Origin of the sequence: Legionella shakespearei DSM 23087, from assembly GCF_000373765.1 — a bacterium.
GTDB classification, from domain to species: Bacteria; Pseudomonadota; Gammaproteobacteria; order Legionellales; family Legionellaceae; genus Legionella; species Legionella shakespearei.
Genome location: NZ_KB892401.1, coordinates 1 through 15,387, shown reverse-complemented (window position 1 = coordinate 15,387; position 15,387 = coordinate 1). Strand labels below are relative to the sequence as shown.

Below are 15,387 nucleotides of genomic sequence, written 5' to 3'. Positions count from 1 at the left end.
GCCCCTTCCCAATCTACGTCGTCCTGAGCGCGTCTTTTTGCGCGAAGGATCTCCTGAATACGGCATGGTGCCAGTTTGAAGCCCTGCCGGGATTTGTATTTGCGCGATCCCGGCTGCAAGCAGACCGGGCTACAAACCCTCCCTGGCGCCTAATACGGGTTATGAATCGGATTTATCTCTCGGCAATTACCTGTTGTGAAATCAATTTCGGTTTGGTTTGCGCGTGCACATCTCCCAGAAGTTCACTCATTGGTAATTGCAACAAAACCATAGGTTCTACTTCTCCCGTTTCAACGCTGTGGGCGTAGGTGGGGCTTACCTGAATTAATTGCTGGTGTAATTGCGCTAAAAGAGAAGCCGGAATTACTGTCTTGTCGTCGGTGACCAAAACAATTTTATTGCCTGAACTGTTGCGTGCGAAATACCACTGTGGCGCCATATCAAAGCCCACTGCCTGCAACATGCTTTGCAGTTCCTGGCCGGTAACCGCGCAACTTTCCAATTTTAACAATTGGGTCTTATAACAAAATTCGAGATGAGGTGCTTTATTTAAATATCCGGTGCATTTCACTACATCTTTCAGCTGATAACGCACAAAGCCCATAGCCGTAGTTAAAAATACCTCATAATGTTTACCTGGCTCCAGTTCCCAGCATTGTAAGAGATTACTTTTATCAATGTCCTTACCCTCTTCAATAAACTCAACAATGTGAGCACCAGGATGCAAGGTGCCTCCCAGTTTATTGTTTTCCAGAGGCACGGTCAGCCATCCCTCTGTCGCTGAATAAGCCCCATCAACCAAACTGATGCCACTTCCCATCCGCTTTTGCAACTGCTGTGCAGGATATTCACATAAGCCGGAAGTCCAACAGCAGGAAAGCTCCATGGATGGCCACAGAGTATTAAAAGTCAGTTCAGTGCCCTTCTTTGCCAGATTCTGCAAATAGGCCAGACGCTGAGCACTTATCTTGGCCGGCGGCAGTCCTTCCGGAAGGTTTTTCTCGCCAGCCAAATAAGGAAGATACTCTTGAAAACCATTCACACAGCGCTCAAAAAAGGCATCAATAACCATAGGAGTCACTGCAAAAATACCGCATAAATCATGAGCCAAAGCATAGAAAGGCCCCCATTGGTTAAACACTTCGGTTGTAGCAAATACCTCATCAGGCATGGCATAAAAGCGCTTGATAAACGGAGGCAAATTACGGTAGTTAAAATTGCTGATCCAGCCTGAAGGGGTTCCTGCAGGAGTAAATTTATCGGCATTCACCGCCACCAGATACAATAGTTTTTCCTGAAACAAACCTTTAAAGCGTTGAGTCAGGCTGTAAATAAAGGGAGGCATGGTGCGCTGAAACTGTTTTTGAAAGGAGGCCGTGATGGGGAAAAATTTTCTGACTCCAGAGGTCCCGGAAGTTTCAGACCAGAAAATAACATCTTCTCCATTAAAAGGTTGCGTCAGTGTATGTTGGGCAGCTAACAGACCCGCTTCGTAATCTTCATAAGTAGTAATATCAAACTCATTAAGCACTAAATGGCCTTCACCAGGCAGTATCGAATCCCAATAAGGAGATTTATGCAGGAAGGGTGCAATTTCATAAGTCCAGAGGCGTTCTCGTGCCTGCTCTGGCTGTTTGGTATCCTGAATAAAGGCTTTGTATTTTTTTCTGGTAAGCGCAGCAATTAACATCCTTCTCCAATTCATCCCTGCTACTCCGCTAATTGTGCCGAAATAACGGCAAATAATTTATTGTTGTTATAAAAGGAGCACAAGCGCTCCGCCATGGTTTCCTGCAAGGCAGCATCTACAGGCCGCGTTGAATTGAGCTTGTTCAGAATGAACTGTATCGCTAAAGTAACCCAGGTGGTATCTTTCAATTCTTCAGGTAACGAATTCTGATTGTAATACCAATACTGCAAACAGCAAGAGGCTGCAAAAATCCAGCAATAATGCTCGGCCAGACGAAAAGCAGCCAAACCCCTGGGATCAAACTGTTTGTCTTCTTTTAACTGCCTGACCTGTTCATCAAGGCGGATAATTTCTTCGCGCGTTGCAGTAATGAGATGCTGTATGGGGTCACATTGCAAACGCATTAACCCTGCAAACACATCATCTTCACTATGGGTAAACATCCCCATTTCATCTTCTTTAAACTCAGGGCACGTGCTGTCCACCTGGAACAATTGCTTTAATGAACTGCCATCATCCACGACATGAGTACCACGCATTCTGCTTTGTGGTAATAAATTACCAGCAATCAGGGAAAGATTCACCTGGCTGCTGCCATCAAATAAACCCACTACCTGAATATCTCGCCTGATTTTTTGCATCATGGCCCATGGAGTGGTTCTTAAAAATCCCCTCGCCCCTAGAATAATTGCTGATTGCTCTACAATATCTTCACACATGCGAGGAACAAGAAACTTGATAATCGCTGACCAGAAACTCATTTTATCCGGCAATATCGTACAGGCTCTGAGCACTACCAAAGAAATGCAGTCAGCAATCAACAATTGAGTAAACTGTTCTCCCAGACGTTGTTTTACTGCTGGAATAACATAGGCAGGACTCCCGTATAATTGCCGCTCAAGACTGAAAGAAAGCGCCATGCGCAAGGCCGTATCCGCTCCACCTACAGAAAGACAGGCGCACAGAGTCCGTGAAATCTGAAATACTTTGTAGGTGATTTCCAAACCTTGCTTTTCTTTGCCGATTAAGGCTTCGCTGGATACCTGGACTTTATCAAAAGTAAACCCACTGATGTCCAGACCTCGTACCCCAAGAGTCGGCATTTTAGGCAGATAAGTAATGCCATTTTTAACCAGAGACTTATCAATAAAAAATAAAGAAAACCCCAGCAACCCACCCTTTTCATGAGTGCGGCAAAGTACGGTCACGCCCTCGCCTTTGGTTGCAAAATTAACACACCATTTACGGCCTGAAATCTCCCATCCGTCCTCTACCTGAGTAGCCATCATTTCATTAGCAGTTAAATCAGAACCATGCTCTTCTTCTGTCAGGGCAAGGGCGAGAATCGCTCCCTTACGCAACAATACTGCCAGAGATTTTTTTTGTTCCAAAGTACCTGCAATCCAGGTTGGCAGCGCACCAAATAAGGCCAATCCCAAAGTATTGGCAACGGTAGTATCTCGTCTCGCCAGGATTTTGCTCAAATGATACAACTGGTCAAAAGACCCCATTTTGCCACCCACATGCCTGGGAATTATATAATCCATAAACCCCCATTGCTGCACAAAGGCTATCAGTTCTCCGGATACTTCTTCCTGCTCATCATGAGTTAATATATGCTTAAAATTCAGCGGGGTATCCGATGATTGTGGATTACCAAGATAACGTTCAAATGATTCCATGAATTGAACCATTTCATTAGAAGAAGACATTATAGTTCCTTTTCAATCAGAGCCTAAACAATAGAATGCCGGGCCTCAGGCATGTTCTGCATTTTACGGGCTAAAAACTCCAAATGCTGCGCCAGGCGGCTACGAATCTGCATGGGCTTGATAATTTCATCAATGATGCCCAGAGTGAAGGCTTCAGCGAGTGATTCATCAATTTCCAATGCAGGTTGCGCCGTTTTTTGTTCCTGCTCATTGCCATCCGTGGTTTGCACTTTTTTGGTGGTTTCTTTCCCCATTACCCCAAGGCTTGCTGTTTCCAAAGCCAAGACCAAATCGCCATTTTGCGATTTGGTTTGCATCATTAAAAATGCTGCGGCACCATAACATTTGCGCACAACCACACTCACACGAGGCACTCTGGTTTGCATGGCAACACATAATCTGGCCCCATGCTGCAACAATCCTTTTTGTTCTTCGCGCTTACCGGGCATAAATCCGGGAACATCAATCAGGGTGAGAACGGGAATAGAATAAGCGTCACAAATGCGAATGAATTTAGACGTTTTCTGCGCTGCATCGGAATCAATCGCCCCGCTAAAGCGAATACTCTGATTCGCAACAATGCCTACTGCATGGCCATTAATATGAGCGAAGGCACAAATCATGGCCTGACCGTAAGTACGCTTGTATTGCAGCACTACCGAGTTATCGACTATAGCCTGGATCAACTCAAGAATATTAAAAGGAACCCGCGGATTGGCAGGTATGGTCGGCATGGGATGAGTAGGCTCATGCACCACATGAACTGGTGGTAATTCCTGCGTGTTTGAGGGTAGGAAATTCAGCATTGTTTTGACATGATTGATTTGCGCTGCAGTGCTGTCATCAACAAAATCAGCAATACCTGTGGTATTCGCATGCATAGCAGTACCGCCCAAATCACTCATAGTAACCTTTTCACCTATAGCCTGTTGCACTACCATAGGACTTGTAACCATCAAATAACTGCGATGTTTATTAAAAAAGGTCATGTCCATTAACACAGCAGAATAAGCGGGCGCCCCCAAAGTGGGTGCTGCAATGATCCCAAGCTGGGGAACCTGTCCGGAAAGGGAAATATTGCGGCTGATGATTTGGGTGTATTCATCCCCGCTGAGCAAATCCAGCGAAATTCCGGGAGAAGCTAAAAAGGCAATGACAGGAATTTTTAAGTCTTTTGCCTTATCCATCAGGCGAATTATTTTTATCGCCCCCTGCCGCGTTACATACCCCCGATTGACCGAAGTATTATGAGCATAGACCGCTACAGGCCGTTGATTGACCTTGGCAAGCCCGGTAATAACCTCCCCGCCCATTTGCAAATCGGGTTGGTTCTCTACAGTATAATCGGAACCCAAAGGAAGAAAACTGTGTTCGTCAATCAGGCTTTCTATCCATTTCATCGTTGCTTTATCTGACATTCCTGCTCTCTTGGCAAAAGTTCAACAACTCTGACAAGACATTCAAACGCCTTGCCAATTCATCATTGTATAAAATATAGACTAATATTAAACTTAGCAATTCATAAATTTTTTCACCACTATGATGAATAAATACTTGATTTGCTGATATAAAGGAGTGTACTTTCTTTGACATTAGATCAGCAATATCAATTGAAAATTAAGGTAATTATGGATATTTTACACCCCAACATACGTTTTGACATTTCTGCAGCATCCAGAATGTTACCTGAATCCGGCCCAATTTCTAATCTGGATATTTTAAAGAATTTTCCAAGAACTGCTGATAAATCGCAAGGATTTCTGGAAAAATTTGCCGAAAAAATTGGCGAAGAGTTTGACTTTCATACTCGCTATTGGTGCCATAAACCCTGGGAACCTTTAGATGCATCACGAGAATTAACAGCAGAATCTCTGGCGGTAAGAGCTGTAAAAAAATTGCTGGAACAACATAAACCAGCCAGAATCCAGTCCTTTCTTTTAGGTTCGACGACCAACAAACGTTTTACTGGTTCGCAAGCTGCGGCAGTATTAGGCGAATTAGGTTTGAATGCCCCCGCCTATGATTTGAAAACTGGGTGCTCTACCTCTCTGTCTACTCTGCATCTGGCTTATGCGCTCATGGCCTTGGGTTACAGAAATACCTTGCTTTGTTGTGCAGAAACCCTCTCCAAAGTGATTGATCCTGAAAATGAAAAAACATGGATAGGATTGGCAGATGGTGCTGCCGCCTTATTTCTTGAACAATCAGACGAAGGTGCTTTCACTGTTGAAAAAAGCTTTTTTTCAACAGATGGCAAATACGTTGAAGCGTTCACAACTCAGGGAGTTTTTCCACCTACTAAAGAACAAATGGATACCGTGGGTTATCACCTCGTTGGCGATGAAGCCTTATTAAAAGAACTGGCTCACGAACGGTATTCTGAAATGATAGACCATCTGCTGCCTGACCAACAGGCAAAGGATGACATCACCTGGGTCATCCCCCATCAGGTAAACCGTAAATTAGTCGATCAATTATTAAATGAAAATCAATTAACGGATAAAACGGTCATTTGGGACTCTAACACCATAGGCAACATAGGTGGAGCCTCTATTGTTTATACTCTGGCCCGGGCTGTGGAAGAAAAAATCTTCGACCGCCCTGGAAAAATCCTCTTGATGAGTGTGGGTGGCGGCCTGTCTTATGCTGCCCAAATTCTGCAGTTTCATGGTAAATAAGGAAATTTATGATGAGAGAAGAAGTAAGAAAATGCCCCTCTTTGGTCGATGTGATCCGCCTGAGGGCTTTAGCTACCCCTGAAAAAATCATCTGCACTTTTCTCCATAAAGAAACCGAACACACCATGAACTACAGGGAAATGGACCAGCAGGCCCGGGCTGTAGCCGTGACTTTAAAAGAACAAGGTGCAAAGCCTGGAGACCGTGTGCTTCTGCTATTTTCTCCCGGGCTTCCTCTGATTCAGGCTTTTTTAGGCTGTCTTTATGCCCAGTGCATTGCGGTCCCCATTTATCCTCCCGCTCAGGAAAAGCTGGTTGAAAAAGCGCAGCGTATTGTCATGAATTCCCAACCCAATCTGGTCTTAATGACGGCTGACCATATCACTAAATTCTGCGCTATTGATAAAAACTCACAAGCTACTTTTGCCAAAATCCCTTGTCTTGCTATGGAATCCATCCCGCTGGAGCGGCACAAAGACTGGCAGCCCACAAAGATTCATGGCCATGATATTGCCTTTATCCAATACACTTCAGGTTCTACCATGCACCCCAAGGGAGTTATGATCAGTCATCTGAATTTGCTGGATAACATGGAAAAAATGTGTGTGGCTTTCCAGGTTAATGAAGAAACCGTGTTGTTTAGCTGGCTTCCACCTCATCATGACATGGGATTAATTGGTTATATTTTAACTCCTGTTTATTCCGGTTGTCCGGTGATTTTAATGTCACCTTTTTCTTTTTTGGAAAGTCCTTTTTCCTGGCTCAATAATATTGGCAAATACAAAGTGACCATTAGCGGCAGCCCCAATTTTGCTTATGATTACTGCATTAAACGAATTAAAGAAGAAAAAAAACAGGGACTGGATTTAAGCTCCTGGAAAATCGCATCCAACGCAGCAGAACCCGTTCGTCAGGAAACCATGGACCATTTTTATGAGGCCTTTAAAGATTATGGCTTTCGTAAAGAAGCATTTTACCCCTGTTATGGTTTGGCAGAAGCAACGCTGTTTGTCACCAGCGGCATCCCTGGAACACATTACAAAACCCTGACTATTGATAAGAAAAAGTATCAGGATCATCGGATACACTTTGCTGAAGAAAACAGCCCTGACAGTTACGTACTAGTCAGTTGCGGTAGTCCAGTCCAGGCCGTTAAAATTGTTGATCCGGATACATTAAAACCTTGCGACACGGATCAGGTCGGTGAAATCTGGGTGCATAGCGACAGCGTAGCTCAGGGCTATTGGGAATTAAAAGACGAAACAGAACACGCATTCCACGGCATGATTCAAGGCGACAATTCAAAACAGGCTTACTTGAGAACCGGCGATTTGGGATTCATGCACGACAATGAATTGTATATTAGTGGCCGCATTAAAGACTTGATTATCCTTTACGGTAAAAACCATTATCCTCAGGACATTGAATATTCCCTGATGCACTCGCCCATGCGCTCGCTAATCAGTAAATGTGCTGCTTTCGTAGTGCAGACCGGGCAGGAATACGAGCTGACCGTTATGTGCGAACTCAAAGATCCCTCATTATCCCCTACGGCGAGAGATGAATTATTTGATGCCATTTTCAAACGCACATATCAGCTCCATCAACTGGAAATTAATACTATAGTGCTTATTCCTGTGGGAGCCATGCCTCATACCACCAGTGGCAAAGTGCGCAGAAATTTCTGCCGCAAACATTTGCTGGATAACAGTTTGCCTGTTATCGCACGCTGGCAATTAAACAGGGTCAAGGATTAACGATGTTCTTTTTTTCGGAAGAAGATGCTGCAAAGACAGCGCTGCACATTGGCGAAGAACGCTTTTCTTTTGCAGATTTGCAGAAAGAAACGGCAGCCATGGCAGAGCGTTTTAAAAAGCTCCCCAAGGCCATACTGATCCTGAAAGCAGAACCAGAGATTGGCTTTATTACCCAATTTCTTGCTGCCATGCAAATCAGCCAGCCTGTAGCGCTTTTTTCCAATACTTTATCGGAGGAAGAACAACAGGCAAGAATCGCTCTTTTAGGCAGGGCAATGACTGTAGATGCAAACGGAGATTTGGAGCAATTTCATGAAAATAGTGCGGTTAAACCGCATGCGGAATTAGCTTTAATCCTCTTTACTTCAGGCACCACCGGACACGTTAAAGCCGTTCAGTTATCAGCCAGAAATATAAAATCGAATTGTCTGGCGGTAATTAAAGCTCTGCGTTTTGACAGCATACAGGATCAGTTGCTGTTTTTACCCTTGTCTTATTCTTTTGGTTTGTTAGGACAATTGTTGCCAGGTTTAATGACGGGGATAACAACCCGCCTCATTGCTCAATTTACCGAGATAAAATCTCTTTTGGAGACCGCTCAGGTCCCTCAAATGTGGAGCGGTGTTCCCTCGCATTGGGTTCCCATTAGTAAAATGGCTGCATTATATCCTGAAGGCGCAGGCTTAATAAAAGCAGTTGTTTCTGCTGGAGCGCCACTGCCAGTACCCCAACGCATGGATTTAAAACGCACCTTTCCCAATGCCATCATTTATAACAATTACGGCCTGACCGAAGCCTCGCCCAGAGTGCTCACTTATTCCAGCGACAACTCTTTATTTATGGAACAATACGCAGGATACCCTGTGGGCGACTGGCAGGTGCAATTGTCCGCAGAGGACGAGCTGTTAATTCGTGGCAGTCAAATGATGCTGGGGTATCTTGGTGATGAGCAGAATACCAAGATACATCAAGGCTGGCTGCATACGGGTGACATTGCTGAAATCCTGCCTGATGGGCTCATTGCCATAAAGGGACGCCGTGATAATCTGGTGAATATAGGTGGAGAAAAAGTAAATCTGACTGAAATAGAAGAAAAAATCTGCCAAATGGAAGGGATTAAAGAAGTGATTATTTTACCCTTGGCGGATGATTTGTATGGTGTTCGTCTGGTAGCCTGCTTTGAAACAGGTTCTTTGCCTCAAGGGATGACGGAACCACAATTAACAGAACAGATACAAAATCATTTATTACCGAAAAAATTACCTGTTACAGTGCGTTTGTTGCCTCACTTACCCCGCAACCACAACGGCAAACTGGACAGGAAAACCTTGCTTGCTAACAGCAATGCCATTGTTCATAAGGAATCACACCATGCTCAGCGATAGAATATTTAATGCCATAGAACGTATAGGGCTTCCTAACCTCCCCAAAGACAAAGAGGCGGATCTGGCGCAAGGCGGATTAGACAGTTTAATGATGGCTTTGTTAATCATTGAACTGGAACGCGAATTCAAAATTAAAATACCGGTGGTGCCGCTGGTCAAAGAACATTATGACTCTGTTGCTTCTATAGAAAGGCATCTTATTGATCTGGGGGCAAAATGAACCTGCTTATTACCGGCGGCTCTTCTGATCTTGCTCAGGCTATTGCCAAAAGAAGATCAGACATGGGGGATAAAATCATTATCACCGCCTCCAGCACAGAAAGTCTGGATAAAACCTTGCAGCATTATGCAGAGCAAAAGATGCCGGTTAAGGGCTTTGTATATGATTTTGCCCAACCCGAAGCCTGTGAAGCGGATTTGGAGAAGCTGTTGGCAGAACCAATTGACGGCGTGCTGCTGAATGCCTTTAACCGTGTCAGCCGTTTGCGTAAATTACATGCTTTGCCTTATGCTGAAATTCGTAGTTATATTGATCTCAATGTTAATGGCAACATTTGGCTTATTCATCGTCTGCTTCCCGCTATGGTGGCTAATAAATTTGGCCGTTTGGTATTAGTTTCGAGCCTTTCCTCCACGAATGGAACCAGTCGTTATCCTGCCTATTGTGCCGCCAAGGCAGCTCTGGAAGGGTTGTTTTTTAATCTGGCGGTGGATTACAGTGCCAAAAATATTTTAGCCAATATTGTGCGGGTTGGTTTGATTAAAACATCCAGAACCAAACATTTTTGGGAAAACGAAAGTTATCAGGAAAAAGTAGGTAAAATTATTCCTCAAGGCTGTATGGGAGAACCGGCTCAGATTGCAGAAGCCCTGGATCCTTTGCTTTCCAAAACGTCGTATATGACTGGTTCTATTATCACGGTCAGTGGTGGTTTACCTTTAATGAGCTCTGAGGGATTGTTATCGTCATGAATTTATTACGCGCCGAAAAAGCTATTTTTCTCAAAGGCCCCTATGCGGTATTGCCTGAAAAGGTAATGAGCAATCAGGATGTTCTGGATTGGATGCAAAGCACTCAAAATCCTGCTCTGGTCGGCTTTTCAACTGGCATCAGGAACAGACGTTGGGTGAGTGACGAGCAGGCTTGCAGTGATCTTGCTGTTCTTGCTTCTGAAAAACTGTTTACCGCCAAACCGCAAGAAAAAAATAAAATCACTCAGGTGATAGTCGCCACTATTTCTGGCGATTATATTTCACCACCAACCAGTCCATTGGTTCAGTATCGTCTTGGCCTGGTTCAGGCTGGTGCTTTTGATGTGGGTGCTGCCTGCGCGGGGTTTGTAGTTGGTTTACATAACAGTGCTGCACTTGCTCAGGCCTGCTCCGGTTCAGTATTGCTTATAGCCAGTGAAGTCCGCTCCAAATTTTTAAACAAAAATAATTTCGCCACCAGTGTGCTGTTTGGTGATGCGGCGGCAGCCTGTATTGTGTCGCAAGATCAGGAAGCGGCGGAGTTTCGTTTTGTGGCCTCTGCCTTATTTGCCGATGGGGAAGTCAGCGACACGGTTTCAACACCTGCGGGAGGTTCACGACTGCCTGCGGCCCTGTGTACTAACCCGGAACAATTTTATATTACGATTAGGGAAAGTACGGCACTCTTTGTTAAAGCAGTGCATGGGATGGTTGATACCGCCATTGATTTCCTCAAAGAATTAAACCTGACTCCTGCCGACATTCAATGGCTGGTACCGCATCAGGGGAACAAAAATCTGGTTTTATCCGTGGCCAAGCAATTAGGTTTTTCGGAAGATCAGGTAGTAAAAACAGTGGAAGAAACAGGAAATACTTCAGGCTCCAGTGTGGGAATAGCACTCGATTATTTAAGAGAACAGGCTGAAATCAAATCCAAAGATAAAGTGCTTTTAGTAGCAGCGGGAGGCGGCGGAATCGCAGCCTGCGCCTTGCTTGAAGTGCTGTAGAATCTGTAGCCCGGTTGCTTGCAACCGGGATCGAAGCGGTAATAACCTTCAAGATAACTCCCAGAATTTGGAGTCCTGTGCAAGAAACACCTTGAGCCTCCGCGGGTCTTTTAGGGAAACCTGCATCCATGCGGTCGGTGTGCGCGTCCCTGCGCACAACGCCCTAAAAGACCCGCGGAGGCTCAAGGTGTTTCCGAGAGATTGTGCCAGAGCGGCAGAAAGCCTAAACCAAAATCCCGGCACGGTCTGTAGCCCGGTCTGCTCGCAGCCGGGATCGAAGTGGCAATGAGTTAAACGTCTAATACGGTCTACGAAATCCCGTGAATCTGCTGGTCCTGTACAAAATTGATCCCGGCTGCAAGCAGACCGGGCTACGGCACTGTGCCATTTTCCACAACCCTACTGGTACGTAAAATCATACAAATTTTTATAAGAAAATTCCGCTTCCTCACGGTCGCGGCTCGGTTTCCGATGCACGATGAAGTAGATACGTAAGCACGAAAACCGAGCCGCGACCGTGAGGAAGCGGAACAGTTATACTGGCAGGGACAATGTTTCTGCACTGCGCCCTACTTGAGAAGCTGGAGGGTCTTGTAGCCCGGTCTGCTCGCAGCCGGGATCGAAGTAGCAATGAGCTTCATAAGCAGTTCCTGTGCAAAAATCCGGAGCAAGAAGCCCGAGCTGCGCCGTGAGCAAGCATAACTTTTGGTTTTATTTCTTTTAATCATTCCCAGATCCACGTCGTCCTGAGCGCGTCTTTTTGCGCGAAGGATCTCCCGAAAAAGGCATGATGCCACAATATTTGGAGATCCTTCGCGCAAAAAGACGCGCTAAGGACGACGTGGATCTGGAGAGAGCGGATTCGAGGATGAGCAAGTGTAGCCTTAGTGAGGCGTAAAACGAGAAACCACAACCCTACTGTTGCGTAAAATCATACAGATTTTTATAAGTATGAAATTTCATCGCGTCTTCTTCATTCACCGGAATATTATGATCTTCACTCAGTATTGCCAGCAACTCGACAATTTTCAAAGAATCCAGCTGCAAATCCTCTATAAGAGCAGTATCATCATGAATTTCATCCGGTTTCGCACCAGACAATTTGCAAATAATACCTTTTAATTCACTGTCAGTTATTTTCATAAATTCCTCTTAAATTGAAGTAGTCTCGTCTTGAATTACCAGATAATACCATGCCAGCAATGAGCTTAAACCAAAAATGAATAATATTAAAGCTAATGAAGACTGCCCATAACCTTTCCATGCCGCAATAACCCCACTGGTTAAGGCAGCACTCAAATCCTGCATGCTGGCATATAAAGCCCCGGCAGTCCCCGCCATGTGAGGAAAAGGATGAAAAGCACCTGCAAAGGCATTAATGAACGTAAAACCTGCCCCCATACTGAATAAAGACACGGGAATCATAATAGCCAAGACCTGAGACATTCCCAGAAAAGGCAAAAGGAACAAGAGCAAACCACCAGAAATCATGAGTAACACACCGGTCAATACCATAAAGGAAATCCCTTTATGCATCACCAGCTGGCTGTTCACAATGCCACTCAAACAAATTGCTCCGGCAATAAAAAAAGTCAGCTGCCCAAATTCCAAGGGGCTTAAACCCAAAACATTCTGGAATAAAAACGGCGCGATGGTCAGGTAAGCCACTAAACCGGCACAGGCAAAACAGGCGCAAAGCGTATAACCTAAAAATACTTTACTACGCAACAAAACAGCATAATTGCTTCCCATTACTTTAAATTTAGTCGCATCAGGATTTAAATGTTTGTTGGTTTCAGGAAGCACCAAAAGTGTCATCAACCAAATCAGAACGCCAAAGACAATCAAAAATAAAAAATTAGCCCGCCATCCTGCCTGCTCCTGAATATAACCTCCTAAAGTAGGTGATGCGGCCATGATAAAAATACTGACTACCCCAACATAAGAACCTATCTTGGCCAACATTCTGTCAGAAAATAAATCACGAACCAGAGAACGTCCGACTGAATTACAACAGCCAATGCCAAATCCCTGCAAGAACCTTCCCAAAATCAACCAGTTTACAGAAGGTGCTATATAACAACACAGACTGCCAATAATGCTTAAACCCACACCAAGCATAAGCGGTGGTTTTCGGCCTATGCGATCAGAAAGAGGCCCATAAAAAATATGAGACAGACTTAAACCCAGCATAAAAAAGGACAGGGTTAATTGCAGTGTGGATTCATTACTATGGAAAAACTGAGTAATGGCAGGTAAAGATGGGACATACTGATCCGTAGTCATTTGCATTAATGCCATCAGCATTAATATGACAAAAATCAGCAGTGGGCTGACTATTTGATTCCCCTGCTCTTTGCTCATCAACTCCCCCACCGCGATTAATCGTGAACCTACTTTAACTCAAAAGAAAAATCAATTAAATAACGTGAGTTTCGGATAAGAAACTTTTTTTATCCAGTCGTTACTTCGATGCCGTTCGCGCTTCCTCAGCCCGAACGGCATCGAAGTAACGACTGGCTCAAACAACTTTCTTATCCAAAATTCACGTTAAATATCAAGATGATCATTTACAACAGCAGTGAAATTGGATAGAACTTGGGTAGGTAGTTATTTTGAACTGTCTCAGAGGAAAATATATATGGAAATTAGCCCATTGCTTTTTGCAACACCGATGTTTCTGCTCCTGATCGGGATTGAATGTTTTATCGCGCTGTACAAGAAGACGTCCATATACCGATTAAACGACACCGTGAATAATTTCAGCAGCGGTATTCTGGAAGAACTGGGCGCCCTGCCCATGCGTGGCCTCATTATTTTCGGCTACTACTATTTGTATGAACATTACTCTCTTTTTTCTTTCAGTCCGGACTCAGTGCTGTCCTGGTTTTTATTATGGATTGGTGTTGATTTCTGTTATTACTGGTTTCACCGGGCAAGCCACAGAAATTGTTTTTTCTGGATTGGCCATTCCGTACATCATCAAAGCGAACATTATAATTTATCGGTTGCCCTGCGTCAGGGATACTTTCAGACTTTGACTTCCTGGGTCTTTTATTTACCTTTAGCCTTACTCGGTTTCCCCACCTGGATGTTTGTTCTGGTTGCGTCAATCAACACTATTTATCAATTCTGGATTCATACCCAATCCATCAACACAATGGGCTGGTTTGAAAAGATATTCAACACCCCCTCACATCACAGGGTGCATCATGGCAGAAATCCTCAGTACATTGACAAAAATTATGCCGGCAGCCTGATCATCTGGGATAAATTGTTTGGTACCTTTGAACCAGAAGGCGAACCTGTAGAATATGGGGTGACTGAACCACTGGATACCTGGAATCCTTTCCTGGCGAATATCAAAGTCATTAAGGACATTCTTTATTATGGCAAAGGGTTCAAGAGCAAATTCAATGTCTTACGGGCTTTTTTTATGCCTCCGGAATGGATTATCAAGCAACTTGAAAAAGAAAACGCGTTGGTTGTTAAAAGGAAAGTTGCTCCTAAGAACACTACCTCCCCCACTTTTTACATGATATTGAATACGATAATAGTAATAATCGTATATACCTGGTTGTCTTTAATATTTAATATTCACTCACCTTTGTCCTGGGCTCTGGGAGCATTTGTCTTATTGACCCTCTACATGTTGGGAAAAATAGCCAATGGAAATCAGAAGGTTCAACTTCTTGAACTGATGCGCGCTGCCCTTGTCATCATAACAACAGGAATAATTGGTTACAGCCTGTTTGTTGCATTAGGAACGGGATTACTATTTTTTTCAGTCAACCACTTACTGTTCAACTATAGAACGTTAAGAACATTCACCTATTTGGCACGTTATTAGACCTGTACATCTCTTGATTTAAATATATAAAAAACTGTAGCCTTGATGCAGCGATAGCGCTGAGTGATCCTCTCATTTTTTTCAATCCCCTTTTATTAAGTGATTAAAAGGGGAATTTTCATTAAATTCTAACTGAAACAAGGTAATAATACGGCTGAATTTTCTTATATTGAACTGGGGAAACCCGTGAATTATGAGCTGTTTGGCTAACGAGATAAAAGACAGCACCCGATGAGTACGAATGGTATTTGCCTGAAAATGAAGGTGGAGTTTCCTTTTTTCTGCTGCAAATCCTATCATCCAAAGAATGAGGATACGAATGGAAGCCAGAAGTAT

12 protein-coding genes and 1 pseudogene are annotated in these 15,387 nt (G+C 44.1%); 7 read left to right on the top strand and 6 right to left on the bottom strand.

Going from position 1 to position 15,387, the window contains the following annotated elements; translation table 11 throughout:
* Positions 1-172: 172 nt before the first annotated feature.
* From B094_RS0108405 to B094_RS0108395, 3 genes are read right to left on the bottom strand one after another with little or no spacing between them, the layout of a single operon-like run.
* Positions 173-1,705, bottom strand: a complete 1,533-nt coding sequence (locus B094_RS0108405; protein WP_026253954.1) for a GH3 family acyl-acid amido synthetase — start codon at positions 1,703-1,705, stop codon at positions 173-175.
* 5 nt (positions 1,706-1,710) lie between these two features.
* The gene (locus B094_RS0108400; RefSeq protein ID WP_018577362.1) at positions 1,711-3,402 is read right to left on the bottom strand and encodes an acyl-CoA dehydrogenase family protein; all 1,692 of its coding nucleotides are present in this window, start codon (positions 3,400-3,402) and stop codon (positions 1,711-1,713) included.
* Positions 3,403-3,425: 23 nt separating this feature from the next.
* Positions 3,426-4,820, bottom strand: a complete 1,395-nt coding sequence (locus B094_RS0108395; RefSeq protein WP_018577361.1) for a carboxyl transferase domain-containing protein — start codon at positions 4,818-4,820, stop codon at positions 3,426-3,428.
* A 210-nt stretch (positions 4,821-5,030) separates the two neighbouring features.
* On the opposite strand from B094_RS0108395, the gene B094_RS0108385 reads away from it, so the two are divergent.
* The 6 genes from B094_RS0108385 to B094_RS0108360 are packed head-to-tail and all read left to right on the top strand — an operon-like array spanning position 5,031 to position 11,201.
* Positions 5,031-6,080, top strand: coding sequence for a 3-oxoacyl-ACP synthase III family protein (locus tag B094_RS0108385; protein ID WP_026253953.1), 1,050 nt, complete (start codon positions 5,031-5,033; stop codon positions 6,078-6,080).
* An 11-nt stretch (positions 6,081-6,091) separates the two neighbouring features.
* On the top strand, positions 6,092-7,837 hold the full coding sequence (locus B094_RS0108380; RefSeq protein WP_018577358.1) for an AMP-binding protein: 1,746 nt from the start codon (positions 6,092-6,094) through the stop codon (positions 7,835-7,837).
* A gap of 2 nt (positions 7,838-7,839) precedes the next feature.
* A complete protein-coding gene (locus B094_RS0108375; RefSeq protein ID WP_018577357.1) occupies positions 7,840-9,222 on the top strand; it encodes a class I adenylate-forming enzyme family protein in 1,383 nt (460 codons plus the stop codon).
* Positions 9,209-9,442 (top strand): acyl carrier protein, encoded by a 234-nt coding sequence (locus B094_RS0108370; RefSeq protein ID WP_018577356.1) that lies wholly within the window; start codon positions 9,209-9,211, stop codon positions 9,440-9,442. The genes B094_RS0108375 and B094_RS0108370 overlap by 14 nt, the downstream gene beginning before the upstream one ends.
* Positions 9,439-10,194, top strand: a complete 756-nt coding sequence (locus B094_RS0108365) for an SDR family NAD(P)-dependent oxidoreductase (protein ID WP_018577355.1) — start codon at positions 9,439-9,441, stop codon at positions 10,192-10,194. Before B094_RS0108370 ends, B094_RS0108365 begins: the two co-directional genes overlap by 4 nt.
* Positions 10,191-11,201: a 3-oxoacyl-ACP synthase III family protein gene (locus B094_RS0108360; RefSeq protein ID WP_018577354.1), complete on the top strand. Its 1,011-nt coding sequence runs from the start codon at positions 10,191-10,193 to the stop codon at positions 11,199-11,201. The genes B094_RS0108365 and B094_RS0108360 overlap by 4 nt, the downstream gene beginning before the upstream one ends.
* 915 nt (positions 11,202-12,116) lie before the next feature.
* On the opposite strand, the gene B094_RS0108350 is transcribed toward B094_RS0108360, so the two are convergent.
* Positions 12,117-12,344, bottom strand: coding sequence for an acyl carrier protein (locus B094_RS0108350; RefSeq protein WP_018577352.1), 228 nt, complete (start codon positions 12,342-12,344; stop codon positions 12,117-12,119).
* Positions 12,345-12,353: 9 nt separating this feature from the next.
* Positions 12,354-13,565: a multidrug effflux MFS transporter gene (locus tag B094_RS0108345; RefSeq protein WP_018577351.1), complete on the bottom strand. Its 1,212-nt coding sequence runs from the start codon at positions 13,563-13,565 to the stop codon at positions 12,354-12,356.
* A gap of 277 nt (positions 13,566-13,842) precedes the next feature.
* Here B094_RS0108345 and B094_RS0108340 point away from each other — a divergent pair, with 277 nt between their 5' ends.
* The gene (locus B094_RS0108340; RefSeq protein WP_018577350.1) at positions 13,843-15,051 is read left to right on the top strand and encodes a sterol desaturase family protein; all 1,209 of its coding nucleotides are present in this window, start codon (positions 13,843-13,845) and stop codon (positions 15,049-15,051) included.
* An 81-nt stretch (positions 15,052-15,132) separates the two neighbouring features.
* Here B094_RS0108340 and B094_RS17490 read toward each other — a convergent pair.
* Positions 15,133-15,387: pseudogene (locus B094_RS17490) on the bottom strand (IS4 family transposase); the annotation flags it as partial.

Bases quoted from the DNA above. Each gene is read 5' to 3' on its own strand.
- B094_RS0108405 (WP_026253954.1), bottom strand. From the start codon at position 1,705: ATGAATTGGAGAAGGATGTTAATTGCTGCGCTTACCAGAAAAAAATAC.
- B094_RS0108400 (WP_018577362.1), bottom strand. From the start codon at position 3,402: ATGTCTTCTTCTAATGAAATGGTTCAATTCATGGAATCATTTGAACGT.
- B094_RS0108395 (WP_018577361.1), bottom strand. From the start codon at position 4,820: ATGTCAGATAAAGCAACGATGAAATGGATAGAAAGCCTGATTGACGAA.
- B094_RS0108385 (WP_026253953.1), top strand. From the start codon at position 5,031: ATGGATATTTTACACCCCAACATACGTTTTGACATTTCTGCAGCATCC.
- B094_RS0108380 (WP_018577358.1), top strand. From the start codon at position 6,092: ATGAGAGAAGAAGTAAGAAAATGCCCCTCTTTGGTCGATGTGATCCGC.
- B094_RS0108375 (WP_018577357.1), top strand. From the start codon at position 7,840: ATGTTCTTTTTTTCGGAAGAAGATGCTGCAAAGACAGCGCTGCACATT.
- B094_RS0108370 (WP_018577356.1), top strand. From the start codon at position 9,209: ATGCTCAGCGATAGAATATTTAATGCCATAGAACGTATAGGGCTTCCT.
- B094_RS0108365 (WP_018577355.1), top strand. From the start codon at position 9,439: ATGAACCTGCTTATTACCGGCGGCTCTTCTGATCTTGCTCAGGCTATT.
- B094_RS0108360 (WP_018577354.1), top strand. From the start codon at position 10,191: ATGAATTTATTACGCGCCGAAAAAGCTATTTTTCTCAAAGGCCCCTAT.
- B094_RS0108350 (WP_018577352.1), bottom strand. From the start codon at position 12,344: ATGAAAATAACTGACAGTGAATTAAAAGGTATTATTTGCAAATTGTCT.
- B094_RS0108345 (WP_018577351.1), bottom strand. From the start codon at position 13,565: ATGAGCAAAGAGCAGGGGAATCAAATAGTCAGCCCACTGCTGATTTTT.
- B094_RS0108340 (WP_018577350.1), top strand. From the start codon at position 13,843: ATGGAAATTAGCCCATTGCTTTTTGCAACACCGATGTTTCTGCTCCTG.